This is a genomic window from Aeromonas molluscorum, from assembly GCF_051376105.1.
In the GTDB taxonomy this organism is placed as follows: domain Bacteria; phylum Pseudomonadota; class Gammaproteobacteria; order Enterobacterales; family Aeromonadaceae; genus Aeromonas; species Aeromonas molluscorum.
This window is the reverse complement of sequence record NZ_JBPQCY010000003.1, coordinates 271,792-298,627: the sequence shown is the minus strand read 5'-3', so window position 1 is coordinate 298,627 and position 26,836 is coordinate 271,792. Positions and strand designations below refer to the sequence as shown.

Genomic DNA, 26,836 nt, shown 5'->3' with positions numbered 1-26,836 from the left:
GTGCTCTCCGTTATCAGGACGAAAGGGTACGGATCAGGTTGGAATAGTCTTCCTTGATGTCGTGACTCTCCTCCTTCAGCTGCTCTATCTTGCGACAGGCATGAAGGACGGTAGTGTGGTCACGGCCACCGAAGGCATCCCCTATTTCCGGCAAACTGTGGTTGGTCAGCTCCTTGGCCAGGGCCATGGCGAGCTGACGAGGGCGGGCCACCGAGCGGGAACGCCGCTTGGAGAGCAGGTCAGCCAGCTTGATCTTGTAGTACTCGGCCACCGTCTTCTGGATGTTGTCTATGGTCACCAGCTTCTCTTGCAGCGCCAGCAAGTCGCGCAGCGCTTCGCGCACGAAGTCGATGTTGATGGCCCGGCCGGTGAAGTTGGCGTTGGCGATGACCCGGTTGAGGGCCCCTTCCAGTTCACGGACGTTGGATCTCAACCGCTTGGCAATGAAGAAGGCGACTTCGTCCGGCAGATGAACCTGGTTCTCGTCCGCCTTGCGCATCAGAATGGCGACACGAGTCTCCAGCTCCGGCGGCTCGATAGCCACCGTCAATCCCCAGCCAAAGCGGGATTTGAGACGATCTTCAACGCCGTTGATCTCCTTAGGATAACGATCCGAGGTCAGGATGATCTGTTGATTACCTTCCAGCAACGCATTGAAGGTATGGAAGAACTCCTCCTGGGAGCGCTCCTTGTTGGCGAAGAACTGGATGTCATCGATGAGCAGGGCATCGACGCTACGGTAATAACGCTTGAACTCTTCAATGGCGTTATTCTGCAGCGCCTTCACCATGTCCTGGACGAAACGCTCGGAGTGCATGTAGATGACTTTGGCATCTTTCTTGCGTTCTTTGATGGCATTGCCGACCGCATGCAACAGGTGGGTCTTGCCCAAACCGGTACCGCCATAGAGGAACAGGGGGTTATAGGCCCCGCCCGGGTTATCGGCAACCTGACGGGCTGCCGCACGGGCCAACTGGTTCGACTTACCCTCGACGAAATTCTCGAAGGTGTAGTTTACGTTGGTGTTGCTCTTGTGGTTTGGCTCGGGCTTGGCGGCGTCCTTGCTTTCCCAGCTTTTCTGCAAGTTATTCACAGGCGCGGCGCCGCGCACCGGAGCTCTCGCAACGGCAACCGGGTGGGGACGATTTCCTATATCAAAACGCAGGGTGGGGCCATCAACACCACAGATCTCGGTGATGATGCCATTGACTCTAAGCAGGTACTTGTCACGTACCCAGTCCAGGACGAAGCGATTCGGTGCATACAGGGTCAGAGTATTGTCACTCAACTCCGCTTGAAGCGGCCGGATCCACATGCTGAATTCTGCCGAGGGCAATTCATCTTGCAGCCGGTGAAGGCACTGCTGCCATAGCGAAGCAGTCACTCTGGACTCCCGTTTATTGATTAACTAAAGACCGGCTATTCTACGTTTTTAGCCGCTGGATCTCTAGCCGCCAGCTCGCGGATCCAGCAAATAAGATCCTTGACTTTCAAGGATCCAACGGCTCAGGATCCCATTTCATCCCCAAACTTACCCACAGCATGGATGAGGCAGGATCCGGGGTGATTCAGGGTTATTTGATATAACCAAATATGATTTATTTTTCAGCATTTATTCCAATAACATTCACTCACTTTCAGTCATTACAACTAGAAACACAGAACAACAGAGAGAGGTATACCCATGTCTTCATCTATCAAGCTGGTGTCCGGCGCCGCCATACTGTTGGCCATGCTCTGTGGCCAGGCCGTCGCCCAGGAGACCATCAAGGTCGGCATGTCTGGCAAATATTTCCCCTTCACCTTCGTCAAGCAGGACAAGCTGCAGGGCTTTGAAGTCGACATGTGGAATCAGATCGGTGAGCGTACTGGCTACAAGGTAGAGTTCGTGACCGCCAGCTTCTCCGGCCTGTTTGGCATGCTGGAAACCGGTCGGGTCGATACCATCTCCAACCAGATAACCATCACTGACGAGCGCAAGGCCAAGTACGACTTCTCCCAGCCTTATGTCTATGACGGTGCCCAGATAGTGGTCCGCAAGGGCAACAATACCATCCAGGGTATCAAGGATCTGGAAGGCAAGAAGGTCGCCGTCAACCTGGGCTCCAACTTCGAAGAGCTGCTGCGCAAAAACGATCCGGACCACAAGATGGATATCCGCACCTACGACTCCGCCTTCGAGCAGGATGTCGCCCTGGGTCGGATCGATGCTTTCGTGATGGACCGCGTCTCCACCGCTCAGCTGATCAAAGAGTCCAAGCTGCCGCTGCAACAGGCTGGCAAGCCGTTCGAGACCATCGAAAACGCCCTGCCCTTCCTGAAGACTCCCAAGCAGCAAGCCCTGCTGGCCAAGGTCGATGAAGCGCTGACGGCCATGCGCAAAGAGGGTGCTCTCAAGCAGATCTCCGAGAAGTGGTTCGCGGCGGACATCACCAATAAATAAATGATGGAATTCGATCTCGATTACACGCTAGGGCTGTTTCCTATTCTGCTCAAATACTTGGGCACGACCATGGAAATGGCCCTGTGGGGATTCGTACTGGCACTCGTCCTGTCGCTGATGTTGGCGATAGTGCGGGTGTTTCGCGTTCCCGTCATTCACTGGTTGGCCATGCTCTATATCTCGTTCTTCCGAGGTACCCCGCTGCTGGTTCAACTGTTCCTGCTCTATTACGGCCTGCCGCAACTCTTCCCTGTCTTCGTGGGGATGGATGCCTTTACCGCCGCCATCGTCGGCCTGACCCTGCACTTTGCAGCTTACATGGCAGAGTCGATCCGCGCCGCCATCCTGGGTATCCACAAGAGCCAGATGGAAGCCGCGCTCAGCATCGGCATGAGCAAGTTGCAGGCCATGCAGCGCATCATATTGCCGCAAGCGGCCCGCATCGCCACTCCCTCGCTGATGAACTACTTCATCGACATGATCAAGAGTACCTCCCTGGCCTTCACCCTGGGTGTTGCTGAGATAATGGGCAAGGCACAAATGGAAGCCGCTTCGTCGTTCAAGTTCTTCGAGAGCTTCATGGCGGTGGCCCTGGTCTACTGGGTAGTGGTCATCTTCTTCACTCGCATACAGCATCTGCTGGAAGTGCGCCTCAACCGCGCCTATTAAGGGAGGGACAACTCATGATCACACTGAGCGGCCTCACCAAGGCATTCGATGGCAATGTTGTGCTCAACAACATCGATTTGGAGATAAAGAAGGGCGAGATAGTGGTTGTCATCGGGCCGTCAGGCACAGGCAAGTCGACCCTGCTACGCTGTCTCAATCTGCTGGAAACTCCGGATGCTGGCACCCTGGCCATTGACGACATCCAACTCGATCTGGCCAAGGCAAGCGAGAAGGAAGCGATAGAACTGCGCAAGCGCGCCTCCTTTGTATTCCAGAACTATGCCCTGTTTGCCAACAAGACGGCGCTGGACAACATCGCCGAGGGGCTGGTGACCGTCTGGAAACAGCCCAGGGCGGAGGCTCGTGCCACGGCGCTGGCCATTCTCAAGGAGATAGGCCTCACCGATAAGCAGGATGCCTACCCGGCGTCGCTGTCCGGCGGCCAGCAACAGCGAGTCGGCATCGCACGGGCCATGGCAGCCCACTCCAAGGTCATCCTGTTTGACGAGCCCACCTCGGCGCTCGATCCCGAATGGGTTGATGAGGTGCTGGGTCTGATGAAGCAACTCGCCCGCCGACACCAGACCATGGTGGTGGTGACCCATGAGATAGAGTTTGCCCGGGACGTAGCGGATCGAGTGATCTTCATGGAGGGAGGGCGGATCGTCGAGCAAGGTCCACCGGATCAGATACTGGTCGATCCCAAGGATCCCCGCACCCGGGAATTCTTGCGCAAGGTGCTGAAATAGCGCTTCACTGGCGGCCTGGCCGCCTTTTTTAATGAAGGATCCTTGTTTAACCCCGGCATGCCAGTATAATTCGGGCCCTTGATCCTTCGGATCCTGTCAACTTTCGCTGCCTCTTCACGAGTTAGAGCAAGATGAGGGGGTACGGCGGATTGACTGGAAGCCGAACTCTGTTTAGAATTCGGCCTCTTTTGCTAGTCGTCACACGCTATAGCTGGCGCGTCGGCTCAGTGTGACAATCAAAACTGTACAGAAATACGGAATCTAATCATGAGTAAACGTACTTTTCAGCCGTCCAACCTGAAGCGCAAGCGCTCTCACGGTTTCCGCGCCCGCATGGCTACTGCCAACGGTCGTAAAGTTTTGGCCGCTCGTCGTGCCAAGGGTCGTGCCCGTCTGGCAGCTTAATGCCTACGCCGCACACCTTCGCTCGGGAGTTACGTCTGTTAACTCCCGAACACTTCAAACGCGTTTTCGCAGAGCCTGTCCGGGCCGCTTCCCCGCAAATAACGCTTCTCGCCTGTCCTAATACTCTCGAACATCCCCGTCTTGGTCTCGCTGTGCCCAAAAAAGCACTCAAGCGCGCCGTGTGGCGTAATCGTGTCAAACGAGTGGTACGGGAAAGCTTTCGTCTCAATCAAACCAACCTGCCCGCTATCGACATCGTCGTGATCGCCAAGGCCGGTGTGAAAGAGATGGATAACGAGGAACTCTTCAAGTTACTGGAAAAGCTATGGCGCACCCTGTCACGCCGTTGCAATGGGTAGCTATCAAACTGATACGCCTGTATCAGCTAATCATTAGTCCCCTGCTGGGGCCGCGCTGCCGTTTTACTCCAACTTGTTCCCAATTTGCGATAGAAGCTCTCCGACTTCACGGTTTCATAAAAGGCGTTTGGTTAGCCAGCAAACGTCTATTAAAATGCCATCCCTTATCCGAGGGTGGTTATGACCCGGTTCCGCAACCAAAGCGAAGAAACTGAAGACTATGCAATCACAACGCAATCTAATTCTGATCGGTTTGCTGTTCGTGAGCTTTCTGCTCTGGCAACAGTGGGAGTCCGACAAGGCTCCGAAGCCGGCCCCTGTGGCCCAAACTGAACATTTCGTGCCTGAAGCCGGTCAGACCGGTGATATTCCTCAGGTTTCCGAGCAAGCCCCCGATGCCAGCGCTGCCCGCAAGCTGATCACCGTCTCCTCTGACGTGCTCAAATTGACCCTGGATACCCAGGGTGGCGATATCGTCTCTGCCCAACTGCTGGCCCACAAGCTGCAAGAAGGCATGGATGAGCCGTTCACACTGCTGACCAGCCAACCCCAGTTCATCTATGTCGCCCAGAGTGGTCTGGTCGGTCGTGATGGTCCGGATAGCCGTACCGAAGGCCGTCCCACCTATGAAGCCGCCCAGACCAGCTTCCAGCTGGCCGAGGGTCAGGATCAGATAGTGGTGCCGATGACCTGGACCGACAGCAAAGGTGTGGTCTTCACCAAGCGCTTCGTGCTCAAGCGTGGTGACTATGCCGTTGGCGTCGATTACCAGATCGACAACAAATCCGCCGAACCGGTGCAGGTGCAGTTCTACGGTCAGCTCAAGCAGACCGTGACCACGCCCAAGGATCAGGAAGGTCATGCTCTGGTGGCAAGTGCCTACCGTGGTGGTGCCTTCTCCAGCGAAGAGAGCCGCTACAAGAAGTACACCTTCGACGAGATGAAGGATGCCGACCTGAACAAGACCACCAAGGGTGGTTGGGTCGCCATGCTGCAGCACTACTTCGTCTCCGCCTGGGCACCGAATGCCAGCGATACCAACAGCTTCTATAGCCGCACCATCCCAGGCAAAGACCAGGCGATCATCGGCTACAAGGCGCCTATGGTTGACGTAGCTGCCGGCCAGCAGACCGAATTGACCAGCAAACTGTGGGTCGGTCCGAAACTGCAGGACAAGATGGCCACGGTCGCCGAGCACCTGGACCTGTCCGTCGATTACGGCTGGCTCTGGTTCATCGCTCAGCCGCTGCACTGGTTGCTGACCGTGTTCCACGGTTTCGTGGGTAACTGGGGTGTTGCGATCATCATGCTGACCCTGCTGGTGCGCGGCATCATGTTCCCGCTGACCAAGGCCCAGTACACCTCCATGGCCAAGATGCGCATGCTGCAGCCCAAGCTGGCCGCGCTCAAGGAACGCTTCGGTGACGATCGCCAGAAGATGTCCCAGGGCATGATGGAGCTGTACAAGAAGGAGAAGGTCAACCCGCTCGGCGGCTGTCTGCCCATCCTGGTCCAGATGCCGATCTTCATCTCCCTTTACTGGGCACTGATGGAATCGGTCGAGCTGCGCCACGCGCCGTTTGCCCTCTGGATCACTGACTTGTCGGTCAAGGATCCCTTCTTCGTACTGCCAATCCTCATGGGCGCCTCCATGTGGTATCTGCAGAAGATGAGCCCGACCACCATCACGGACCCCATGCAGCAGAAGGTGATGCAGTTCATGCCGATCATCTTTACCTTCATGTTCCTCTGGTTCCCGGCTGGCCTGACCCTGTACTGGTTGGTGAGTAACGTCATCTCCATTACCCAGCAGACCATCATCTACCGTCAACTGGAGAAGAAAGGGCTGCACACTCGCAGCTGATCTTCACAGCGATGACAAAAGAGGCGGCCTTCGGGCCGCCTTTTTTATTACAATGTCCGCAATGACAGAACCCATTCCCGGATGAGTGAGCCAAGCAAGATGACAACAGATACGATCGTGGCCCAGGCCACCGCCCCCGGCCGTGGTGGCGTCGGCATAGTACGGGTTTCGGGCCCAGCTGCCGAACAGGTCGCCGAGATAGTGCTCGGCAGGCTACCCCGGGTGCGCTATGCCGAATACCTGCCGTTCAAGGATGAGCAAGGCCAGCCGCTGGATCAGGGCATCGCCCTGCTGTTCAAGGCGCCGAACAGCTTCACCGGTGAAGATGTGCTGGAGCTGCAGGGTCATGGCGGCCCCGTCATCATGGACATGCTGGTGCGCCGCATTCTGCAGATAAAGGGACTGCGCCCCGCTCGTCCCGGCGAGTTCAGCGAGCGCGCCTTCATGAACGACAAGCTGGATCTGGCCCAGGCCGAGGCCATCGCCGATCTGATTGAAGCCTCCAGCGAGCAGGCCGCCCGCAGCGCCATGCACTCCCTGCAGGGTCAGTTCTCCAGCAAGATACAGCATCTGGTCGAAAGCCTGATCCATCTGCGCATCTATGTGGAAGCCGCCATCGACTTCCCGGACGAGGAGATAGACTTCCTCTCCGATGGCAAGGTGTCGGGGGACTTGCACGCCATCATGGCCGAGCTGGACGGAGTGCGCGCAGAAGCCAAACAGGGCGCCCTGCTGCGAGAAGGGATGAAGGTAGTGATCGCCGGTCGTCCCAACGCCGGTAAATCTAGCCTGCTCAACGCCCTGGCCGGGCGTGAATCTGCAATCGTCACCGAGATCGCCGGCACCACGCGCGACGTGCTGCGCGAGCACATCCACCTGGATGGTATGCCGCTGCACATCATCGACACCGCGGGCCTGCGCGACACCCAGGATCAGGTAGAAAAGATAGGTATAGAGCGAGCCTGGGCCGAGATAGCGCAGGCCGACCGGGTGCTCTTCATGGTGGATGGCACAACGACCGATGCGATAGACCCGCGGGAGATCTGGCCGGACTTCGTCGATCGCCTGCCAAAAAACATCGGTCTTACCGTGGTGCGCAACAAGGCAGACCTGACCGGCGAAGACTTGGCCCCGAGCCAGGAACTGGGTCACGCCGTCTATCGCATCTCCGCCAAGACAGAGCTGGGGCTGCCCGCCCTGCGGGATCACCTCAAGGCCTGCATGGGCTTCCAGGGTAATACCGAGGGAGGCTTCATGGCTCGCCGTCGCCACCTGGATGCCCTGGAACGCGCCGCCGAGCGGCTGGTGGTGGCCAAGGAGCAACTCGAGATCTATGTTGCCGGCGAGCTGGTGGCCGAAGAGCTGCGCCTGGCACAGGAGTCTCTGTCCGAGATCACCGGCGAGTTCAGCTCCGACGATCTGCTGGGCCGCATCTTCTCCAGCTTCTGCATCGGGAAGTAAAAGAGTAAAACGCATCAAACCAAATCAAAGCAAAATTATGATTTTAAAATAATTTTGTTTTATTGGGTGGGAAGCAATTTGAAGGGTTTTGTCGATTCTTGCTCCACGTGTGCTCCGAAGATAAATTCTGGAGCACATGCGGAGCACAAGATGAGAAAAATCGATGAAAATCAATATACAAAAACGAGAACCAGATAAGAATGGCCTGCGAGCTATCGGGCTTGTGTACTATTACGGCTCAAAGACCTCGGAAGACGGTTCAAGAGCTCAAAAGCGCTCTTACGAACCGCTGAATCTATTCCTTTACAACAAGCCAAAAAACGCCGTTGAGCGCGAGCATAATAAAATCACATTGCAAAAAGCTGAGGCCATTCGTGCCAAGCGTCTACTGGAAATGGAATCAGCCAAACATGGATTGGATGACCGCACAAAACTTATTATGCCAGCTTCTTTGACTACTTAGATCAAATAACAGTTTTGCCGTAACCCGACGATGTGATCATCTTGCGGTTGCCATTGCATTGAGTCCAGCGGCCGTGCACTCAACCTTTACCCCGATAATGCTGGTCCATCTAACTGCCATCGCCGCCGAAGTATTCGTCCATGTCTACATCATAGCTATCGATCCTGCGGCCAAGGATTTGGCTTTTTCAACCGAGACTCTTTTGCTGAAGCGCGGTTCATCGGCTTTGATGCTGTTTTTGGGCTTTACTACCTCGGCGTTATCGCCGGTTCTGACACTAAAATGTACCTTGCCATCTTTATCGACCCACTTATAAATCTCTTCGACAGCTAGCGATGGTACAAAGACCAGTCCGAGCAACAGCCCCTGTAAAGCAATCTGCAACTTCATGGCCAATTTCCCTATGTAACCAACTGGTTACCCTCGCAGCTGATGGCCGTACAAAGTAACCGGCTGCGAAGGTTCTGTGGGTTACTTTTTGTCAGAGCGAAGCACCAACTCCACACGGCGATTCAACCGCTGGCCTGCTTCGTTAGCATTGCTGGCAACGGGGCTGTACTCGCCATTGCCATGGGCTGCTAATTGGCTGGCGGGGATCTGGTATTGCTCGGTGAGCTGTTTTATTACTGCCGCCGCCCGACGCTGTGACAGGCTCTGGTTATAGCGGTTGTCGCCCTTATCGTCGGTATGGCCGACCACATAAAAATCCAGCTTCGGATGCTGCTTAAGGTAGCTTGCCAGTACTTCCAGCACTGGCTTGGACTCTGACAGCATCTGGTCACTGTCGTAATCGAACAGCAGGCCTTCCAAGGTAGCCTTGCCGGATTGGGTAATGGCCTTGGTGAGCGCATCGAGGTCAATGACAACCCTGTCATCTTTCAGTGCCGAGAGCTCCATCACTCGCACAGTGGTGTCTGCCGGCGTGCCATCGTAGCGGCTCTGGACATAGATATCGAAATACACATCACCACCAGGGCGGCTCAGTTTAAATAGCTGATAGTCTTGCCATTCATCGGTATTATCATCCTGATGTAACCCCATAGACTTTATCAGTTCGGCATCGTCACCACAGGCTTTACCCTTGCAATGGAATACGGACTCAGCGGCCAGCTTTTTGGCAGCGGCGGCGTAGTTACTGCTGATTTCAAACAGCGAGTATTCCTCTGGCATCCGATAACGTATCTCGGTGAGTTTGGCATCGAGTGGCTTGGTCTGATAACCGGCTGCTGATATGCCGACGATCACAGGGACTTGGGTAAAATTGGTTTGCTTGTAGCGACTGATGAAACTGCCTGGCATGCGGCCAAGCAGCGGATGATCTGCCGAGTCCTGATTATCTTCACTGCGCCTATCTTGTATCTCCACCTCTTGTGGAGCCTGCTGTAAAAACGCCGGGTTTGCCTCAATCAGCCCCAGTGGCTCGGGAATACTCTCAAGGGTAACAAGCTGTACCTTGGTGTAACGGTCATCACGGTGAAAGGCATAGATGACGCTGTAAACATCCCCACTGGCGCCAGTGAGCTTTGCCGCCACGTATGCGCCGGGATAACTGGTATCTACGGTTATCCTCGGTGCCAACTGGTCCCTTAGAACATAGGGATCACCGCAGGCTTCCTGCTGACATTGAAACACTATCTCAGCATTTAGTTTTTTTAATTGTGCCAAATAGTTATTGATAACCAGCTCCAGCGTATAGCTGTCTGGCAGTTCGAAGCTGTGTTGGGTAAGTTTGCCTGACATAGGCAAAACGGAGAGCTTGTCTCCATCAACGGCAGTAATGAGATCGAATGGCGTAAAATGAATGCGTTTTTCTGCGGGATATTCGGCATCCGGAAAGGTGTTGAAAAGCGTACTGGCAGAGGTACTGAAGGCAGTAACAACCAAAAACACTGCACTCAATAAAGTATTTTGTCCCATAAAAAATCCTTTTCAGCGGGCGAATCTTACTTTAGCGTATTAATTAAGAGGGCAGGATGATACGACAAAACAAGTAAAGTGTCAGCCTCCGTATTTTTTAAGCTGAAAAATACCCGAGAACTATATGGATATACGAACTCGCGCCAATATACACATGAAGGGAGAGGATTTTGACTTACTACCTGAGTTAAAGCAGCTTTACCTTGCGAATGGTCGGTGTTTGCGCAAAGCATTATCATACACGGATGAACAACATATCAATCGCGTAATTTTTGTAGATTGTACACAAAAGCCTGAGCCCTGCGTTGTCACCGCTGGCAAGATTGTAAAACAGCGGGTGCTAATGCGAGTCGGTTTACTGACGGTTTTTTCAAGCACCATAAAACGGGGGAGAAAATTCCTCAGCAGTGGAAAGACGATGGCGAAGACTTGGCCAAGAATGACGCAGAATTTGGTGGCGGTTCGGGGCATTCGTATAACCATGCCTTGAAGTTTGCCGAAAAAATTGGCGCTTGTTTGAAGGGCGCAGTGCTGGCGAAGCCGACAAACTCGTTAAAAAGCAATTCAGGTAATGGTGCGCGGTCGAACCTTCTTCTATTTGGAAAAGTAAATTAGATGATTAGGATTGGCATGTATTTCAACTTCATATCAACAGTGACTTAGGTGTAACAATGCGATTCAGAACAAGGTTATTTCTGACAAAATTTTTACTTTGTGTCTCGCTGCTCAGCGCCGCCTCTATTTCCATTGCAGAGGAAAAATCCGGCTATGACTTGTTATTGGAGATGCTTCCCAAGCCCCATGAGATTGAGCTGGCGCGCAAAGGTATAGCCGAAACCAATATCGATAAGCCTTGGGAACGAGCTTGCCCCTACAGTGAATTAAGTGGCACAGCTGAGGCAGAGGACGAGTATTTCTTTCGCTGCCAACGTTGGAACGACTGTGTGTCGGCAGGCGCTTCGGCCAGTATCTACAGCGAGGCGTTCTTCCAGAATCATCAACGACAACCTAAAGATCAGATGCCTTGGGAGTATTTCAGGGATGGCAGCATGTTTCTTCTTGAGCCATCCGATTTCGAGACTGTCTCCGGTCACTTGAGACAGTATGCCCTGAAATCTGCAGAGGAAAATTGGCGCTTGTTTGAGGGGCGGGATGCTGCCACGGCAAGTGACATGGTGGAAACGAAATTCTGGCAATGGTGCTCCGCCGAACCTTTGACTTTATGGAAGGCAGAGTATCAATAGCAGGCGTCACCATGATTACCCGCGATATGAATGTTATCGCCATCACCAATCGGGCTAGGGTTGCTAATCAAATTGCCATCGGCCAGGTCGTAGCGCTCGCGTCATGGACAAATATGATCCACGAGTTCACCGGAAATCTTGAAACCATCGCTGACTGAATCCAATAGATCCCCTATGTCGAACCTATCATAGAAAAGCTGACCGAAGTCATGCACAAAGGTACCACAGTGCTGAGAAATACCATCAAGACTGGCGGTGACCCCTTTATCTTTGCCCAAGACCAGCTCATTACATTGATGGCAGGGCTGCAGCGCGTTAACCATGAGGCGACGCTGGCATCAGGGATCAGTTTATATAATGAAGCCATCAAGCTTAACGACCCGGATGTTCAGGCCAGCCCCTTGGTCAACGCATACAACGTTGGCAAGTTCATTCAAGCCTATCGCGGTTCAACCCATTACTTCGAGCGCCGACAGATCCACAATGAATCTTTGACTGCTCAGCGGTTTGCGGAGTTTGGCAACGTGGTAAACGACTCCCGCGATCGCATGATGGCGAATCGTGGCTATAAGGTGGGGCCGCGCATTCCTGTACCAATCGGATGTGATGGTCCTATTACCGGAAGAATTTGGGCGGAAAAATACGGCGGCACCGAACAAGCCACAGACCGATGTATCCTTCACTGACAGACTGAAAATCGCCGAACAAGCCTACACAGAAGCCCGTTTCACCGACGCCGAAACCCTTAACTTAGACTAATCCAGCGTATAAAGAGTCCTGGTTTAAGCTTGGGAATATCTATACCCGTCAGGTTGTAAATGTAACGGGCGCCGTTGACTCTATATGACCTTGAGATGAATTCTATTTCCAGAGTCTTATTTTTAGCTTTTGTATTATTTACTTAGAATTAACGCGCCCGCGCAGTACATGGAGGTGTGTTAAATGAATAGTGTTAAATGAATCAAATCCTCAAAGGGGCTTTCTTTAGTCCCTTACCTACCAGCCTTGACTTAAGGGCATCTAAGGCTGTTTTGGTCCGGAGCTCACGTTTATTCCCTGTTTCCAATGTAGGAGTGTCTCGGCGAGAAAATGCTTAATCTCGCTGACTGGCGACTCTGTCTTTAAATGTATGGGCTGTGACAAACGACCAAACGCTGCCTGAAGCTTTAAGCCCCATTGCGAACAGGTGATACTTGATCTTAAAAACAAGAACAAGCAGGCCTAATATCGTCCCACTTTTAACGTACTGAAAATCTTCTAAATGGGTACTTCCATGATAAAACCTGACAAAAAGTTGCACTCCACATGTGCGCCAATAGCTTTCTAACACTTTGAGTGGTTTTACATTTTTAGTTTCTGTATCGGCAAATAGTTCCATAGGGCAGACAATGAAAAGCCCGGGGTCACCCGGGCTTTTTTTGTGCATTTTTTTAGCGACCCTAAAGGCGACGCAGGCACCACATGAAGTAAGCACCCCCTAACAAGGTGGATACCAGACCGGCGGGGATCTCCATGGGGAAGAGCAGCTGCTGACCCGCCCAGTCAGCCAGCACCATCAACAGCGCGCCGCACAGGCTGGCACCGAGCAGATGGGCACGCGCGCGTACCAAGCCCATCAGCTTGGCCATGTGGGGGGCGAGCAAGCCGACGAAAGAGAGCGGTCCTATCACCAGGGTGGCACTGGCGGTGAGCAGGGCCACCAGCAGCAGGATCAGCAGCTGGACACGGCGGGTATTCAATCCGAGCGCCCCGGCCGCCGCGCTGCCCAGGGGCAGGATATCGAGCCAGCGTCCCAGAGCCAGGATGCCACTCAACATGATGCCCGCCAACAAGGCGAGTCCCAGTGCCATGGGGCCAGTCACGTAATAGGTGGAGCCCGAGATCCAGGCCAGCAACAGCTGAACCCTGGGATCGCCATTGGCCAGGGCGATGCTCTGCACGGGGTCCAGCATGGCGGTGATGGCGATGCCACACAGCAAGATTCGTTCGGGCTGAAAGCCGCTGCACCTGTTCAACGCCAGCAGCAGCAAGAGCACCAGCACTGCCCCCGCTACCCCCGCCAACAGCATCAACGGCAGTGGCAAGGCGGGTAGCAGAAAGGCCGCCAGCAGCAGACCCATGACTGTGCCACCACTCACCCCCAGCAGCTCGGGGCTCGCCATGGGATTGCGGCTGACCCGTTGCAGCAGCGTTCCCGCCAGCGCCAACAAGATACCGGCTGCGGCGGCCGCCAGGGTACGGGGTAATCGCCACTCCCATTGCGCCTGCCAGCGAGCCAGCGATGGCCAGCTCCAACCATTGACGCCCTGCCCCAGTGCCAGTGAGCCTATCAGGGTGAGCAGCAACGCCAATCCCAGTCCCCACAACAGTCTGGACGGGTGGCTATGCCGTTGTATGGTCAAGGTGGCAGCCATCTTGGGTTGCTGTTTGTGCAGGGCGAGACGGGGGATGAGCCAGAGCAACAGCGGGGCGCCAAGCAGTGCCGTCATGGCCCCTGTCGGTATCATCAGTGGCCAGAAGCGGCTCGCGCCCTGCAGTAACAGATCGGTGAGACTGAGCAGCAGGGCCCCAAGCAACGGGGCCCACAGCAGACGCTGGCCGAGGGATCGAGCCCCTAGCAATCTGACCATGATGGGAGCAGCCAGACCGATAAAGCCGATGATGCCGACCACGCTCACCACACAGGCGGTGACAAATACCGCGACGCCCAGCCCGGCAAACCGCAGTTTCTTGAGGGCGATCCCCAGACTGCGGGCACTGGCATCGTCCAGCTCCAGCACCGCCAGGGGACGAAGCAAGACGGCGGCCAATCCCAGCCCCAGCAGCAGACGGGGCAACAGATAACTCACCCCCTCCCAGCTATCCTGAGCCAGGGCACCACTGCCCCACACCAGCATGCCCTTGAGCTCTTCTTGATGGAACAACAGCAGCGCCAGACTGATGGCTCCCAGATAGAGGTTGATCACCAGGCCCGCAAAAACGATGACCAGGGGATTGAGATCCCGGCGCCAGGTGAGCATGAATACCAGGGCCATGGCTCCCGTGCCACCCGCCATGGCGATCCACTCCCGCGCCACCAGCAGACCCGGTGCCAGCAAGGTCGCCAGCAACAACGCAAGCTGGGCCCCAGAGGCGACTCCCAGGGTGGTGGGCGACGCGAGCGGATTACGCAGCACCTGTTGCATCAAGACGCCGGCCAGCGCCAGTCCGGCCCCCGCCAGCAGCGTGACGGCGAGTCGCGGCAGCAGGCTAAAGTGCATCACCGCCTGACGGGCATCCCCGTAATCCGGGGCCAGTATAGCCTGGGCCCAGAGGGAAAAAGGTAACCAGTGGCTCAATACCCACCCTGCGACCGCGCAGGTCAGCAGCAACAATACCAGGCAGAGCAAGGCCGCGGGGCCTGGTAGTACGCCCCGGTTCAGGGGCCGTTGTGACAGGCTATTCATGGGGAACTCCGGCATCGGCTTGCAAGGCCTGGCTCAGTTGCTGGGCGAAACGGCGAGCCGACAGCACGCCGCCGAAACTCCACACGGGAGGAAGATGCAGCGGCTTGGCGTTTTGCACCAGGGGCAGATGTTGCCACAGACCGGGGGCAGCCAGTTTGGCAGCCACGCCGCTTGGCAAGGGGTCGACGATGACAAGCCGGGCTTCATCCATGGTCGCGAAGCTCTCTATGCTGACCGAGGCGAATCCCCAGTAGTTGGTCGGCGCCTGCCAGGCATTGCGCAGCCCCAGCTTGCCCATCACAGAGTCATACATGCTGTGCTGCCCGAACACCCGCACGTGGCGCTCATCGATAAACTGCACCAGCAATAGCGGGGGCAGGTGTTTGGGCAACCCTGCCTTGAGTTCAGCCAGCTCCTCATCCAGCCCGCTCAGCAGCGTGTCCGCCTCCGCTGACTTGTCGACCAGAGCGGCAATGCCCCGGGTCGCACTGGCGAGCTGAGTCCAGTAGTCCCCGTCGGGAGAGTAGAGGGTGATGGATTTGACCGGCGCTATCTTGCTCAACGCGGGGGCCAGGGGGGCAGCCAGAGGAGAAATGAGGATGAGATCTGGGTTGAGTTCGGCCAGCAGCTCGCGATTCGGCTGAGCCCGCAGACCAAGATCGACCACGGACGGTGGCATCGCTGGCGCCTTTACCCAGGCCCGGTAAGAGCTCATGTCGCCCATACCAGCCGGGGTCACGCCCAGGGCGAGCAGGGTCTCGGCTATGGTCCAATCCACGGTGGCGATACGCGGCTCGGCCTGAACGGCAACCAACAAGGTCGGCAGACAGATCAGACCCAGCAAGACGGTGCGCAACGATTTTAATCTGTTCACTATGCCCTCACAGTATGGCGATGGAGTGAGTCTGCGCCGGATGACGCATCACGGCCATGGGGATGCCGTAGACAGACTCCAGGGTCTCGCTGGTCATGATGGTGTCAGGCTCCCCCTGCACCAGCACGGACCCCGAGTGCAGCGCCACCAGATGATCGCAAAAACGGGCCGCCATGTTGATGTCGTGGATGACGATGATGACCCCCAGACCCAGCTGCTGGCAGAGGGTGCGGATCAGGGTCAACACCTCCACCTGATGGGCCACATCCAGCGCGGCCAAGGGCTCATCCAACAGAATGAAGCGGCTCTCCTGGGCCAGCAGCATGGCGAGCCAGACCCGCCCCCGCTCACCACCGGAGAGGGTATCCACCAGCCGATCGGCAAAGCCCTGGGTGTGGGTCAGGGCGATGGCCTGCTCGACCTTGTCCTTGTCCTGCTGGCGATGACGGCCAAAGAGTCCGCGCCAGGGATAACGGCCAAACTCGACCAACTCGCGGCCCAGCAGGTTATCGGTACTCGGCAGGTGCTGGGGCAGATAGGCGACCTGACGGGCAAACGCCTGATGGCTCCAGTCGCCCAGGGGGCGCCCATCAAAGCAGATCTCGCCGCCATGGCAATCCTGCTGGCGAGCCAGCAGCTTGATCAGGGTCGATTTGCCAGAACCGTTATGGCCGATAAGGCCATAAACCTTGCCCTGCTTGAAGCTCAGGCTGGTGGGTTGCAGCAGCGTCTTGCCCTGAATGGCAAAACCTGCGGATTTCATCTCAAACATCAGCAGTCCCGTGGGTGATGGCGCCCCATGGCAGAGGCGCCCTTGGCATGTCGTGGGACAAGCCCGGCTCGGCACGTCCGGCATCCCCGGACACAGCGCGAGCCAGGCGCCCTTCCCTTTAGCTCTCTTGCGGCTCGGCCAGGCGGCCCACTACATCAAGGCTGACACGATCGCGCTCGGCACCGGTCAGTTCGCTGAGCTGGCCATGGCGCATCTCCAACAGGCGATCGGCCAGCGGGAAGTAGTGATCGTCATGGCTGATGGCGATCACCGTCTTGCCCATGGCGTTGAGACGCGGCAGCAGCTCACGGTAGAAAATGCGTCTGAATTCCGGATCCTGATCCGCCGCCCACTCATCGAACAGCATGATGTCGCGCTGTTCGGCGACCGCCAGCAGCAGGGCAACCCGTTTGCGCTGGCCCTGGGATAGCTGGATATTGGTAATCCGGGCTCCATCGAGCACCAGCTTGCTCTCCATCTGCAACAGGTGCAGCCATTGCTGGACCCGCTCGGGATCCGGCGCTTGGCCATCAGGCCCCAGCAGGCGATCGAACAGGTGATAATCGGTAAAGATGGCGGAGAAGAGTCCGAGATAGGCTTCCCTGTCGGTGACAGGCTCGCCATCAAGCAAGATCTCGCCGCTGACCGGCCGATAGAGCCCGGTCAGCAGCATGGCCAGGGTCGACTTGCCCGAGCCATTGCCGCCGATGACAAACAGCTGCTCGCCACGACGGATCTCGAGGTCGATGGGGCCGACGCTGAAACCGGCCCGATCGCCCTGACCATCATGATGGAACACCACCTGCCTCAGGCTGAGGATCTGCCACTGCACCAGCCCATCCGTCGGCGAGGCTGAACGGGCCGCGAACTCGGGTTCATGGTCGGCCAGCGCCAGGGCCCTGAGTTTGTTGAAGGCGACCTGAGCCGCCAGCAGGGTTGGCAGGGCGCCGATCGCCTGCAACAGAGGGGTACGCAGGAACAGCAGGGTCAGGGCATAGGTGGCGGCCACATTGGTATTGGCCCAGCCCAGCCCGTTGGCGAGGAAGAAGGCGAGGCCGATGGCACCCAGCATCATGATATTCGACCAGTTCACCGCACTGAGGTGGAAGGTGTCGGCCCTGATGATGTGATGGCGATAGTCGAGGGCATTGGGTTGGTATTGCTGCTGATAGAGGTCACGGGCTCGGTCCCGGTTCAGGGCCAGCTCCTTGTTGCCCTCTATCATGGCCTGGTAATCCTGATAGAGGCGATCCTCTGCGGCGCGCATCAAGCCCAGATGGCTATAAACCCGCTTGACCAGCAACCAGCCGATCACCATGGTGGCACCGACCCAGAGCGCGGTCCACAGCAGCATGCCGGGAGAGAGCCAGCCGAGATAAATGGCCGATCCCAGAGTCAGAATGGTGCCCTGGATAAGCTCGGGCAGGCGCACGAAGGCGATGGTGATACTGCCGATGTCACTGGAAAGGGAGGCGAGCAGCGGCCCCTGGCCGATGCGTTTGACCTGGGCGACATCGGTGTCGAGCAGTTGCTTGAGCAGCTTGCCACGCAGGTGGTAAACAAAATGGTGCCCTAGGGTGGTCAGCGCCAGTTGTGAACTGAGCGTGACGACCATGAGCGCCAGAATAAGCCCGATCAGCTGGAAGATGACGGAAACAGGATCGCCAACTGATTCGATCAGATAGCTGTTGATAAAGGCGATAACCCCGATGCCGAGCAGGGCGGAACCCATACTGAGCAGGGTGATGGCGATGAATGGCCAGCGATAGTGGCGATAGACGAGGTACAACAGCTCCATGGAAATCTCTGTCGGGGTATGAAAGGAAAACGGGTTGCCCAGCGGGCAACCCGTGTCTGATTACCAGCGGTAGTTGACGCTACCTACCACACTGCGGGGTTCACCGTAGTAGCAGTAGTAGTCACAGCTGGCGACATAGGTGTCATCCAGCAGGTTGTTGACGTTGAGCTGGGCACGCCAGTTCTTGGCAAAGTCATACCCGATCATCGCATCCCACACCGTCTGGGCTGGCACCTTGGCCGAACCATAGACGGGGTTGTAATTGGCATCCACGGCACCTATGCCGACGCTGGAGCCGATATAGCGCACACCAGTACCGACTTCCAGTCCGGAGACAGGGCCTTGCTGCACCTGGTAGTTACCCCAGAAGGAGGCCTGGTGGCGCGGGATCAGGCTGGCGCGACGATCGCCATCACCGGTGTCATTGGTCTTGGCATCGGTATAGGTATAAGCCCCGGTCAGGCGCAGAGCCGCTGTCGCTTGCACGCTGCCTTCCAGCTCTATGCCCTGGGAGGTCACCTCACCGGCCTGGGTCTGCTGGCCGGAACCGGTGGAGACCAGCGAGTTGGTCTGTTCCAGGTTGAACAGCGCCAGGTTGATGTAACCATCGAGGAAGCCGGGGGCATACTTGATACCGGTCTCGTACAACTTGCCTTCCAGCGGCTTATAGGCGTTTTTGGTATTGGGGTCGATGCCCGGCAGCACTTCAAACGACTCGGCATAAGTGAAGTAGGGGGAGAGTCCGTTATCGGCCAGGTACATCAGGCTGCCGGAGAGCGAGAGGTTGTCATCGTACTGTCTCTCGTTCTTGCTGGTCGCTTCGCTGATATTGTGGGTCTCCACATAGTCGAAGCGGCCACCTGCGGTCAGCAACCAGCGATCATCCCAGCGGATCTGATGCTGGGCATAGAGGCCGCTCTGGCCCTTGGTGCTCTTCTGGTAGGTGGCCGTTGACTCATCAAAGCCCGGGAAGTTGCCGTGATCCGGGTGCATGGTATCGATGGATCCCATGCCGTAGTTGTCAGCCTCATTCCCTTCATTGACGTGGCGCTGCAGATCGACCCCCAGCAGCAGGGTCTGCTCGGTGCGCTCACTACTCCAGTAACCCACCATCTGGTTGTCCATGTTGACACTCTTGGTGTCGCCATCACGGTAGATCAGACCACGGTAAGCGGTCGTGCTGTCGTAGGTTGGGAAAATATAGGTCTGACGCAGCAGCAGATCGTTGTAGTTGAAGCGGACGTTCTGCTTGAACTCCCAGGTCTGGTTGATCTGGTGGGAGAGCTCATAACCGGCGGAAATCTGGGTGTTGCGGTTGCGATCGTAATCCGGCTGGCTCAGGTTGGTGCTGGGATCTATCTGGCCCGGCGCAGTGTTGAGGGTGCCATAGACCGGGAAGAAACCGTTGGTAGGCACCCCTTCGTCATGCTGAAAACTGGCCAGCAGGGTGAGACTGGTGCTATCGGAGATATCCAGAGTCACGCTTGGCGCCACATAGGCTCGCTCATTGTAGGTACCATCCAGCACGCCATCACGCTCGTTGTAGAGCGCGACGAAACGATAGCGGCTGTCATCGCTCAGCTGATCGGAGACATCCACCCCGACCTGACGATGATCCCGGTCACCCAGTTGCAGATTCACCAGCCCCTGAGGCGTAGCGGTAGGACGCTTGCTGAGCGCATTGACCACGCCGCCAGGAGGCGCCTCACCATAAAGAATGGAAGCGGGTCCTTTCAATAACTCCACGTTTTCCAGACCGAAGGGCTCCGGCGTCCACACATAGTAGCCGGTGCTGAACAAGCGGTTGCCATCCAGATAAGAGGCGGCATCGAAGCCGCGTACCTTGAACCAGTTGGTGTTGTTATCTGAACCATAGAGGCCGGAGAGGACGCCAGATCGATAACGCAGGGATTCGTCGAGCTGCAGCACGGCATGCTGATCCAGCTCCTCGCGATTGACCACGGAAACGGCGCGAGGCGTCTCGGCCATCGGCACCTCAATCTTCATGGCGGTACCGGTCACGACCATGGTCTCACTCGCCTTGGGCAGAGCATCTTCAGCAACGGCTGGCACTGCCCCGAACAAGCAGGCAAGGGGGATCAAGCGACCGAAAATGGATCGTTGAGGAGTAAAAGGAACGGCTGGTAGTGTCATGTTTAAGTCTCAAATTTAATATGAGTCAGGCTTTGTTTTTATGGGTCGAGTCTGGGCTCGCTCTGCCGCCAAAGCGGCGAATAATGCGGCGTCATGCTACTACATGAAGATTGTTGAATCGATTTAATAATTGCCAATCATTTGCATCCGCATTGAGATTAAACAAAGAGATCTTCCCAATTATTGATAAACAGGACACATAAGGGTCTAGGTGAGTTCTCCCTATATAAAGGAAGAAGTCGTGATGAGCCGTCTTTGATGATCCGGATCCGGATCCCGCCAAAAAATAAATCCCACCAATATCGCCAGTTCTTATCCATTTTTATCCACATGCTTTGGCGGTAGAATCCGGATCCTTAATGCATCCAGGAGGCATATCCCCATGGCCAAATTCAACCTCATTGTCGGCTCGATGTTAGGTGCTGCCGAGTACGTCGCCGACCATGTCGCCGATCTGCTCAATCAGGCCGGTCACCAAAGCGAGATCCATAATCCCGCCCGGCTTGCCAAGATAGTCGCCGAGCCAGACGCCATAGTGCTGGTGGTCACCTCCACCCATGGCGCCGGGGAGGTACCGGACAACCTCCAGCCCTTCGTTAAAGATCTTTATGAACAAAAACCGGATCTTGGCGCATTTCGCTATGGTGTGATCGCACTGGGCGACCGTAGTTACGACACCTTTTGTGCCGGCGGCAAGACCCTGGATCAACGGCTGGCCGAGTGCGGTGCCAGCCGGATCGGTGAGCGGCTCGAGATAGACGTGACCCAGTATGAGATACCGGAAGATGCCGCCGAAGCCTGGATCCAGCCCTGGATGGCTTCGATCTCCTGATCAACCAGGGAGATCCCTTTCCAGAGCAAGATCTCCCCTGCCCCGCCTTGATTTACTATCCACCAGGTTATTCACAATCCGATCCCATTGACTTGTTCTACATGGTTACCCACAAGAACTGGGGGTAATGTGGATAACTATGCTTAAAACCTATGTAAAACCTATAGTTATCCTATGTATCAGATCCGGTCGGTTTAGGGCCTGTGCATAAAAGCACTGGTTGTCCCCCGGTTCACCGGGCCAGGATCCAAGCTTTTCCACAGGCTGAGATCGTCTTTAAGGTAATGATCTTTATGATCAAAAAGTGCTTATCAACAGAAACCCTGGATCCTAATAAAAGATCTAATAAGAGATCGATCTAAAGATCCTTAAGATCTACTAACGGATCCGGATCCCAGAAAGGCCGTTAACTAGACGTTTCACTGATCACGGGAAACAGATAGAATGTTTGCCCCCTTAACTCGGGGATGAAGACGGCAAACAAAACGATCTCAGGCGTGCAGATCAAGGTGATCCCAATGCAATACCATGAACAATTTGATGTGATCGTCGTCGGTGGCGGTCATGCAGGAACCGAGGCCGCAGCAGCGTCTGCCCGTATGGGTATGAATACGTTGTTGCTGACTCACAACATCGATACCCTGGGCCACATGTCGTGCAACCCGGCAATCGGTGGGATCGGTAAGGGACACCTGGTCAAGGAAATTGACGCCCTCGGTGGGATCATGGCGAGAGCCATCGATCTTGGCGGGATCCAGTTTAGAACGCTCAACTCTTCCAAAGGCCCAGCCGTACGAGCCACCCGTGCTCAAGCGGATCGTCTGCTCTACAAAGCAGCCGTACGAGAGATGTTGGAGAACCAACCGAATCTTAAGATCTTCCAGCAGGCTTGCGATGATCTGATCATGGACGGGGATCGTGTCGCCGGGGTCGTGACTCAGAGCGGGATCCGTTTCAGTGGCAAGACGGTGGTACTGACCGTCGGAACTTTCCTCAACGGCTTGATCCACATCGGCATGGATAATTACAAGGGCGGACGGGCAGGTGATCCTCCCTCGATCGCCCTGGCGCAACGTCTGCGTGAAATGCCGCTTCGCATCGACAGACTCAAGACCGGCACGCCGCCGCGTATCGATGCCCGCAGTGTCGATCTGTCCGTGATGCAGGAACAGGCGGGTGACACCCCGACTCCGGTGTTCTCCTTCATCGGCGAGGCGAGCCAGCATCCGCGCCAGATCTCCTGCTACATGACTCATACCAACGAGCGTACTCATGAGGTGATCCGCAATAATCTGGATCGCAGCCCCATGTACGCCGGGGTAATCGAGGGGATAGGGCCACGCTACTGCCCGTCGATCGAGGACAAGATCACCCGCTTTGCCGACAAGACGGCGCACCAGATCTTCGTCGAGCCTGAGGGCTTGACCACCCACGAACTCTATCCGAACGGCATCTCGACCAGCCTGCCATTCGATGTGCAGATCCAGATCGTGCGTTCGATCCGGGGCTTTGAGAATGCCCATATCACTCGACCCGGCTACGCCATCGAATATGACTTTTTCGATCCCCGGGATCTCAAGGCGAACATGGAGAGCAAGTGCATCCCCAATCTGTTCTTCGCCGGCCAGATCAACGGCACCACTGGCTACGAAGAGGCCGGAGCGCAAGGTTTGCTGGCCGGCCTGAACGCGGCTCTGCGCGCTCAGGGCAAGGATGCCTGGCATCCCCGTCGTGATCAGGCTTACCTCGGCGTCATGATGGACGATCTCTCCACCCTGGGTACCCGCGAGCCGTACCGTATGTTCACCAGTCGTGCCGAATATCGCTTGCTGCTGCGTGAAGACAATGCGGATCTGCGTCTGACCTCGGCCGGTCGCGAACTGGGTCTGGTCGATGACGAGCGCTGGGCCAAATTCAATACCAAGCTGGAGCAGGTGGAGCTGGAGCGCCAACGACTGCGTTCGACCTGGATCCATCCCCAGCATGCCGCCGTACCCGGCATCAATGCCCTGGTTAATACCCCGATCAGCCGTGAGCACAGTCTGGAAGAGCTGATGCGTCGCCCCGAGGTGACCTACGATGCGCTGATGGCGATCGAAGGGGTTGGACCTGCCCTCGAGGATCCGGCTGCCGCCGATCAGGTTGAGATCCAGATCAAGTACGCCGGTTACATCGATCGTCAGCAGGACGAAGTGGAGAAACAGCTTCGCAACGAGAGCACCCTGCTGCCGCTCGACATGAATTACCGCGATGTGAACGGCCTCTCCAACGAGGTGATCGCCAAGCTGAGCGATGCCAAGCCGCAGACCATAGGTCAGGCCTCCCGCATCTCCGGCATCACACCGGCGGCCATCTCCATCCTGCTGGTCCATCTCAAGAAAAACGGCCTGCTGCGTAAAACCGCCTAGAGGATCCCCATGCTGGAAAGATTGAACGGCCTGCTCGCGCAGGCCGATATCGTTATAACAGAGACTCAAAAGACCCAGCTTATCAAGCTGGTTGAGTTGCTGCACAAGTGGAACAAGGCTTACAATCTCACCTCGGTGCGTGATCCCGATGCGATGCTGGTCAAGCACATCCTCGATAGTCTGGTGGTTAGCGAGCACTTGCACGGTGAGCGGTTCATCGATGTCGGCACAGGCCCGGGCCTGCCAGGCTTGCCGCTGGCCATCATCAACCCGGACAAGCAGTTCGTGTTGCTCGACAGCCTTGGCAAACGGATCAACTTCATCCGCCAGGTGATCCAGGAGCTTGGCCTCACCAATGTGACCCCTGTACTGAGCCGGGTGGAAGAGTTTCGACCCGAACAAGGCTTCGATGGCGTGTTGAGCCGGGCATTTGCCTCGCTGGAAGACATGCTGCGCTGGTGTGATCATCTGCCTGCTGAACAGGGCAGCTTCCTGGCACTCAAGGGACAGTATCCCGAGCAGGAGCTGGCCCAGTTGCCGGCCAATATCCGTCTGGTGGCCTCCCATCAACTGGTGGTGCCTGAGCTGGAAGGTGAGCGTCACCTGCTGGAGTTTAAAACTATCTAGGCCCGCTTGGGCTGCCGTTTCATTGAGGGGATCTTGTGGGAAAAGTCATTGCCATCGCCAACCAGAAGGGGGGGGTCGGAAAAACCACCACCTGCGTGAACCTGGCGGCTTCCATGGCAGCCACCCGCCGCAAGGTGCTGGTGATCGATCTGGATCCCCAGGGTAATGCCACCATGGGCAGCGGCGTTGACAAGTACGATGTCGAGCGCACCGCCTATGAGCTGCTCATCGAAGATACCCCGGTGCGGGACGTCATCGTCACCGAGACCTCGGGGGGCTATCACCTTATCGCCGCCAACGCCGACGTGACGGCGGCGGAGATCCGGCTGATGGAATTCTTCGCCCGCGAGCTCCGCTTGCGCAACGCCATCGCCTCGGTGCGCGACCAATACGATTACATCTTCATCGACTGCCCCCCCTCACTCAACATGCTGACCGTCAATGCCATGGCTGCCGCCGATTCGGTGCTGGTGCCCATGCAGTGCGAGTACTATGCCCTTGAGGGGTTGACGGCGCTGGTTGATACCATCAGCAAGCTGGCGGCCGTGGTCAATCCGGATCTCAAGATCGAAGGGGTGCTGCGCACTATGTTCGATCACCGTAACCGATTGGCCAATGATGTGTCCGATCAGCTGAAACAGCACTTCGGGGACAAGGTCTATCGCACCATCATCCCCCGCAACGTGAGATTGGCGGAGGCGCCCAGCTTTGGCGCTCCGGCCATGCACTATGACAAATCATCGGTGGGCGCCAAGGCCTATCTGGCGCTGGCAGGCGAGATACTGCGCCGCCAGGAGCAGGAAGCCCAACTGACCACCGCAGATCGAGAGAGCATATGACCCTGAAAAAACGTGGACTGGGCAAGGGGCTGGACGCCCTGCTCAGCACCAGCACGGCTGCGCGCCAGAAACAGGTGATGAGCGATCAGCGCACCGAACAGGCCATGGCTCCCGCCCCCCAGGGCGAGCTACGCAAGCTGCCGCTGGAGTGGCTGCGCTCCGGCAAGTACCAGCCGCGCAAGGACATGTCGCAGGACGCACTGGAAGACCTGGCCAACTCCATTCGTGCCCAGGGGGTGATCCAGCCCATAGTGGTCCGCCCCCTCGGTGAGCAATCCTTTGAAATCATCGCCGGTGAACGACGCTGGCGCGCCTCCCAGCTGGCCCGTCTCGAGGTGGTGCCCTGCATCATCAAGGACGTGCCCGACGAAGCAGCAGTCGCCATCGCTCTGATTGAGAACATCCAGCGCGAAGACCTCAATGCCATCGAGGAGGCGGTCGCCCTGCAGCGACTGCTGACCGAATTTGAACTCACCCACCAGCAGGTGGCCGAGGCTGTGGGCAAGTCGCGCACCACTGTCACCAACTTGCTGCGTCTTAACCAGCTCAACGACGACGTGAAGCGTTTCGTGGAGCATGGCGACCTCGACATGGGCCATGCCCGAGCCCTGCTGGCCCTGAGTGGCCCGGCCCAGTCCGAACTGGCCAAGCAGGTGGCGCAAAAAGGGCTGACCGTGCGCGATACCGAGCGCTTGGTGCAAAAATCACTGGAACCGGCAAAAACCAAAGCCGAACCGGTTCGCGATCCACAATTTGCTTACATTGAACGCCAGATTGCAGAAAAAATTGGCAACAAGGTACAACTGCAGCAAGGCAAGCAGAATAGTGGCAAGTTAGTAATAAGTTACGAGAACTTGGCGGAATTGGACCGAGTATTGGGCTATTTTGGCCTATCAGAATAGTAATTTTTACGCTTTTTGTAGTAATAAAACATCCATTCCTTTCGATATGAACATAACCTTAATTTTGTGCGGAAAGCCGCAAAAATTAAGGGTTTTTGCCATGTTGCAATAGCCGTCTTCACGGGTATAATTTGACCGGCTTTTAGAGCTGTGAATTCGGGGTCTTCGGAACCCGATTTTTTACAGTTCTGTAATGTTCAGAGGTGAGTTGGTGAAACAGAAAATAGCCTTGGAAGGTTTAACACTGGCCTTGGCGATGCTCGTTTGTCAGCTCGTCCTGATCCTGGCGATAGCGTCAGTCTGGTTTTATCAGGCGGGGGCTAACGCCGGATATTCCTCCCTCTACGGGGGGGGAATGTATTGGGTTCCTCAGGCCTTGTTCACACTCTGGGTTCTGCGCCGCAAGGTGACGAAAGAGAGTGTGGGACTGGTGTTGCGGGACTTTTATGGTGGGGCAGGGATTAAGCTCATTGCTACAACAGGACTCTTCGCCCTGATGTTTGGTGCAGGGATCGAGATAAACACCATCTCCTTCTTCGCCACTTATATCCTCGCCCTCGTTGTACAGTGGATAGTCTCATTCACGCTTAACAACCACTATTAGGAAAAC

General features: G+C 56.3%; 27 protein-coding genes. 18 read left to right on the top strand and 9 right to left on the bottom strand.

The window, feature by feature from the left end; translation table 11 throughout:
• Positions 1-13 precede the first annotated feature (13 nt).
• Positions 14-1,384, bottom strand: a complete 1,371-nt coding sequence (dnaA, locus tag ACSMDR_RS20680; RefSeq protein ID WP_005893135.1) for a chromosomal replication initiator protein DnaA — start codon at positions 1,382-1,384, stop codon at positions 14-16.
• Between the two features lie 300 nt (positions 1,385-1,684).
• On the opposite strand from dnaA, the gene ACSMDR_RS20675 reads away from it, so the two are divergent.
• The 9 genes from ACSMDR_RS20675 to ACSMDR_RS20635 all read left to right on the top strand — a co-directional run bounded on the left by ACSMDR_RS20675 (position 1,685) and on the right by ACSMDR_RS20635 (position 8,413).
• Positions 1,685-2,443, top strand: a complete 759-nt coding sequence (locus ACSMDR_RS20675) for an amino acid ABC transporter substrate-binding protein (protein WP_005893137.1) — start codon at positions 1,685-1,687, stop codon at positions 2,441-2,443.
• Positions 2,444-3,112 (top strand): amino acid ABC transporter permease, encoded by a 669-nt coding sequence (locus ACSMDR_RS20670; RefSeq protein ID WP_152435930.1) that lies wholly within the window; start codon positions 2,444-2,446, stop codon positions 3,110-3,112. It begins immediately after the preceding gene.
• Between the two features lie 14 nt (positions 3,113-3,126).
• A complete protein-coding gene (locus ACSMDR_RS20665; RefSeq protein ID WP_005893141.1) occupies positions 3,127-3,861 on the top strand; it encodes an amino acid ABC transporter ATP-binding protein in 735 nt (244 codons plus the stop codon).
• A 267-nt stretch (positions 3,862-4,128) separates the two neighbouring features.
• Positions 4,129-4,266, top strand: a complete 138-nt coding sequence (gene rpmH, locus ACSMDR_RS20660; protein ID WP_005893143.1) for a 50S ribosomal protein L34 — start codon at positions 4,129-4,131, stop codon at positions 4,264-4,266.
• Positions 4,266-4,625, top strand: a complete 360-nt coding sequence (gene rnpA / locus ACSMDR_RS20655) for a ribonuclease P protein component (protein WP_005893145.1) — start codon at positions 4,266-4,268, stop codon at positions 4,623-4,625. Before rpmH ends, rnpA begins: the two co-directional genes overlap by 1 nt.
• A complete protein-coding gene (gene yidD / locus ACSMDR_RS20650; RefSeq protein ID WP_005893148.1) occupies positions 4,592-4,840 on the top strand; it encodes a membrane protein insertion efficiency factor YidD in 249 nt (82 codons plus the stop codon). The genes rnpA and yidD overlap by 34 nt, the downstream gene beginning before the upstream one ends.
• Positions 4,841-4,845: 5 nt before the next feature.
• A complete protein-coding gene (gene yidC / locus ACSMDR_RS20645; RefSeq protein ID WP_005893151.1) occupies positions 4,846-6,489 on the top strand; it encodes a membrane protein insertase YidC in 1,644 nt (547 codons plus the stop codon).
• Between the two features lie 99 nt (positions 6,490-6,588).
• Positions 6,589-7,950: a tRNA uridine-5-carboxymethylaminomethyl(34) synthesis GTPase MnmE gene (gene mnmE, locus ACSMDR_RS20640; RefSeq protein ID WP_436469535.1), complete on the top strand. Its 1,362-nt coding sequence runs from the start codon at positions 6,589-6,591 to the stop codon at positions 7,948-7,950.
• Positions 7,951-8,113: 163 nt separating this feature from the next.
• Positions 8,114-8,413, top strand: a complete 300-nt coding sequence (locus ACSMDR_RS20635; RefSeq protein WP_436469534.1) for a hypothetical protein — start codon at positions 8,114-8,116, stop codon at positions 8,411-8,413.
• A gap of 144 nt (positions 8,414-8,557) precedes the next feature.
• Here ACSMDR_RS20635 and ACSMDR_RS20630 read toward each other — a convergent pair whose 3' ends face one another.
• Entirely contained in the window at positions 8,558-8,803 is a 246-nt protein-coding gene (locus ACSMDR_RS20630; protein ID WP_436469533.1) for a DUF4124 domain-containing protein, read from the bottom strand.
• A gap of 81 nt (positions 8,804-8,884) precedes the next feature.
• A complete protein-coding gene (locus ACSMDR_RS20625; RefSeq protein ID WP_436469532.1) occupies positions 8,885-10,330 on the bottom strand; it encodes an OmpA family protein in 1,446 nt (481 codons plus the stop codon).
• A gap of 671 nt (positions 10,331-11,001) precedes the next feature.
• Here ACSMDR_RS20625 and ACSMDR_RS20620 point away from each other — a divergent pair.
• The 3 genes from ACSMDR_RS20620 (at position 11,002) to ACSMDR_RS20610 (ending at position 12,260) form a co-directional block, all read left to right on the top strand.
• Positions 11,002-11,574, top strand: coding sequence for a hypothetical protein (locus tag ACSMDR_RS20620; protein ID WP_436469531.1), 573 nt, complete (start codon positions 11,002-11,004; stop codon positions 11,572-11,574).
• Positions 11,575-11,585: 11 nt separating this feature from the next.
• On the top strand, positions 11,586-11,732 hold the full coding sequence (locus tag ACSMDR_RS20615; RefSeq protein ID WP_436469530.1) for a hypothetical protein: 147 nt from the start codon (positions 11,586-11,588) through the stop codon (positions 11,730-11,732).
• 69 nt (positions 11,733-11,801) lie between these two features.
• Positions 11,802-12,260, top strand: coding sequence for a hypothetical protein (locus tag ACSMDR_RS20610; protein ID WP_436469529.1), 459 nt, complete (start codon positions 11,802-11,804; stop codon positions 12,258-12,260).
• A gap of 407 nt (positions 12,261-12,667) precedes the next feature.
• Here the strand turns inward: ACSMDR_RS20610 and ACSMDR_RS20605 are convergent, their stop codons facing one another.
• The 6 genes from ACSMDR_RS20605 to ACSMDR_RS20580 form a co-directional block, all read right to left on the bottom strand.
• Positions 12,668-12,952 (bottom strand): hypothetical protein, encoded by a 285-nt coding sequence (locus tag ACSMDR_RS20605; protein ID WP_436469528.1) that lies wholly within the window; start codon positions 12,950-12,952, stop codon positions 12,668-12,670.
• A gap of 61 nt (positions 12,953-13,013) precedes the next feature.
• Complete coding sequence (fhuB, locus tag ACSMDR_RS20600) at positions 13,014-15,020, bottom strand: Fe(3+)-hydroxamate ABC transporter permease FhuB (protein WP_436469527.1); 2,007 nt, start codon at positions 15,018-15,020, stop codon at positions 13,014-13,016.
• Positions 15,013-15,864: an ABC transporter substrate-binding protein gene (locus ACSMDR_RS20595; protein WP_436469603.1), complete on the bottom strand. Its 852-nt coding sequence runs from the start codon at positions 15,862-15,864 to the stop codon at positions 15,013-15,015. The genes fhuB and ACSMDR_RS20595 overlap by 8 nt, the downstream gene beginning before the upstream one ends.
• 37 nt (positions 15,865-15,901) lie before the next feature.
• A complete protein-coding gene (locus ACSMDR_RS20590; RefSeq protein ID WP_436469526.1) occupies positions 15,902-16,666 on the bottom strand; it encodes an ATP-binding cassette domain-containing protein in 765 nt (254 codons plus the stop codon).
• A gap of 118 nt (positions 16,667-16,784) precedes the next feature.
• Complete coding sequence (locus ACSMDR_RS20585) at positions 16,785-18,464, bottom strand: multidrug ABC transporter permease/ATP-binding protein (protein ID WP_436469525.1); 1,680 nt, start codon at positions 18,462-18,464, stop codon at positions 16,785-16,787.
• Positions 18,465-18,524: 60 nt separating this feature from the next.
• Positions 18,525-20,618, bottom strand: coding sequence for a TonB-dependent siderophore receptor (locus ACSMDR_RS20580; protein ID WP_040318847.1), 2,094 nt, complete (start codon positions 20,616-20,618; stop codon positions 18,525-18,527).
• Positions 20,619-21,000: 382 nt separating this feature from the next.
• Here ACSMDR_RS20580 and mioC point away from each other — a divergent pair, with 382 nt between their 5' ends.
• From mioC to ACSMDR_RS20550, 6 genes are all read left to right on the top strand, one after another.
• A complete protein-coding gene (gene mioC / locus ACSMDR_RS20575) occupies positions 21,001-21,450 on the top strand; it encodes an FMN-binding protein MioC (protein ID WP_005893164.1) in 450 nt (149 codons plus the stop codon).
• A gap of 518 nt (positions 21,451-21,968) precedes the next feature.
• On the top strand, positions 21,969-23,858 hold the full coding sequence (mnmG, locus tag ACSMDR_RS20570; RefSeq protein WP_005893167.1) for a tRNA uridine-5-carboxymethylaminomethyl(34) synthesis enzyme MnmG: 1,890 nt from the start codon (positions 21,969-21,971) through the stop codon (positions 23,856-23,858).
• Between the two features lie 9 nt (positions 23,859-23,867).
• Positions 23,868-24,485 carry a 16S rRNA (guanine(527)-N(7))-methyltransferase RsmG gene (rsmG, locus tag ACSMDR_RS20565; RefSeq protein ID WP_436469524.1) on the top strand — a complete coding sequence of 206 codons (618 nt, stop codon included), beginning with the start codon at positions 23,868-23,870 and terminating at the stop codon, positions 24,483-24,485.
• A 35-nt stretch (positions 24,486-24,520) separates the two neighbouring features.
• Positions 24,521-25,324: a ParA family protein gene (locus ACSMDR_RS20560; RefSeq protein ID WP_436469523.1), complete on the top strand. Its 804-nt coding sequence runs from the start codon at positions 24,521-24,523 to the stop codon at positions 25,322-25,324.
• A complete protein-coding gene (locus ACSMDR_RS20555; protein ID WP_005893174.1) occupies positions 25,321-26,226 on the top strand; it encodes a ParB/RepB/Spo0J family partition protein in 906 nt (301 codons plus the stop codon). Before ACSMDR_RS20560 ends, ACSMDR_RS20555 begins: the two co-directional genes overlap by 4 nt.
• 193 nt (positions 26,227-26,419) lie before the next feature.
• Positions 26,420-26,830 (top strand): ATP synthase subunit I, encoded by a 411-nt coding sequence (locus tag ACSMDR_RS20550; RefSeq protein ID WP_005893175.1) that lies wholly within the window; start codon positions 26,420-26,422, stop codon positions 26,828-26,830.
• The last annotated feature ends 6 nt before the right edge of the window (positions 26,831-26,836 follow it).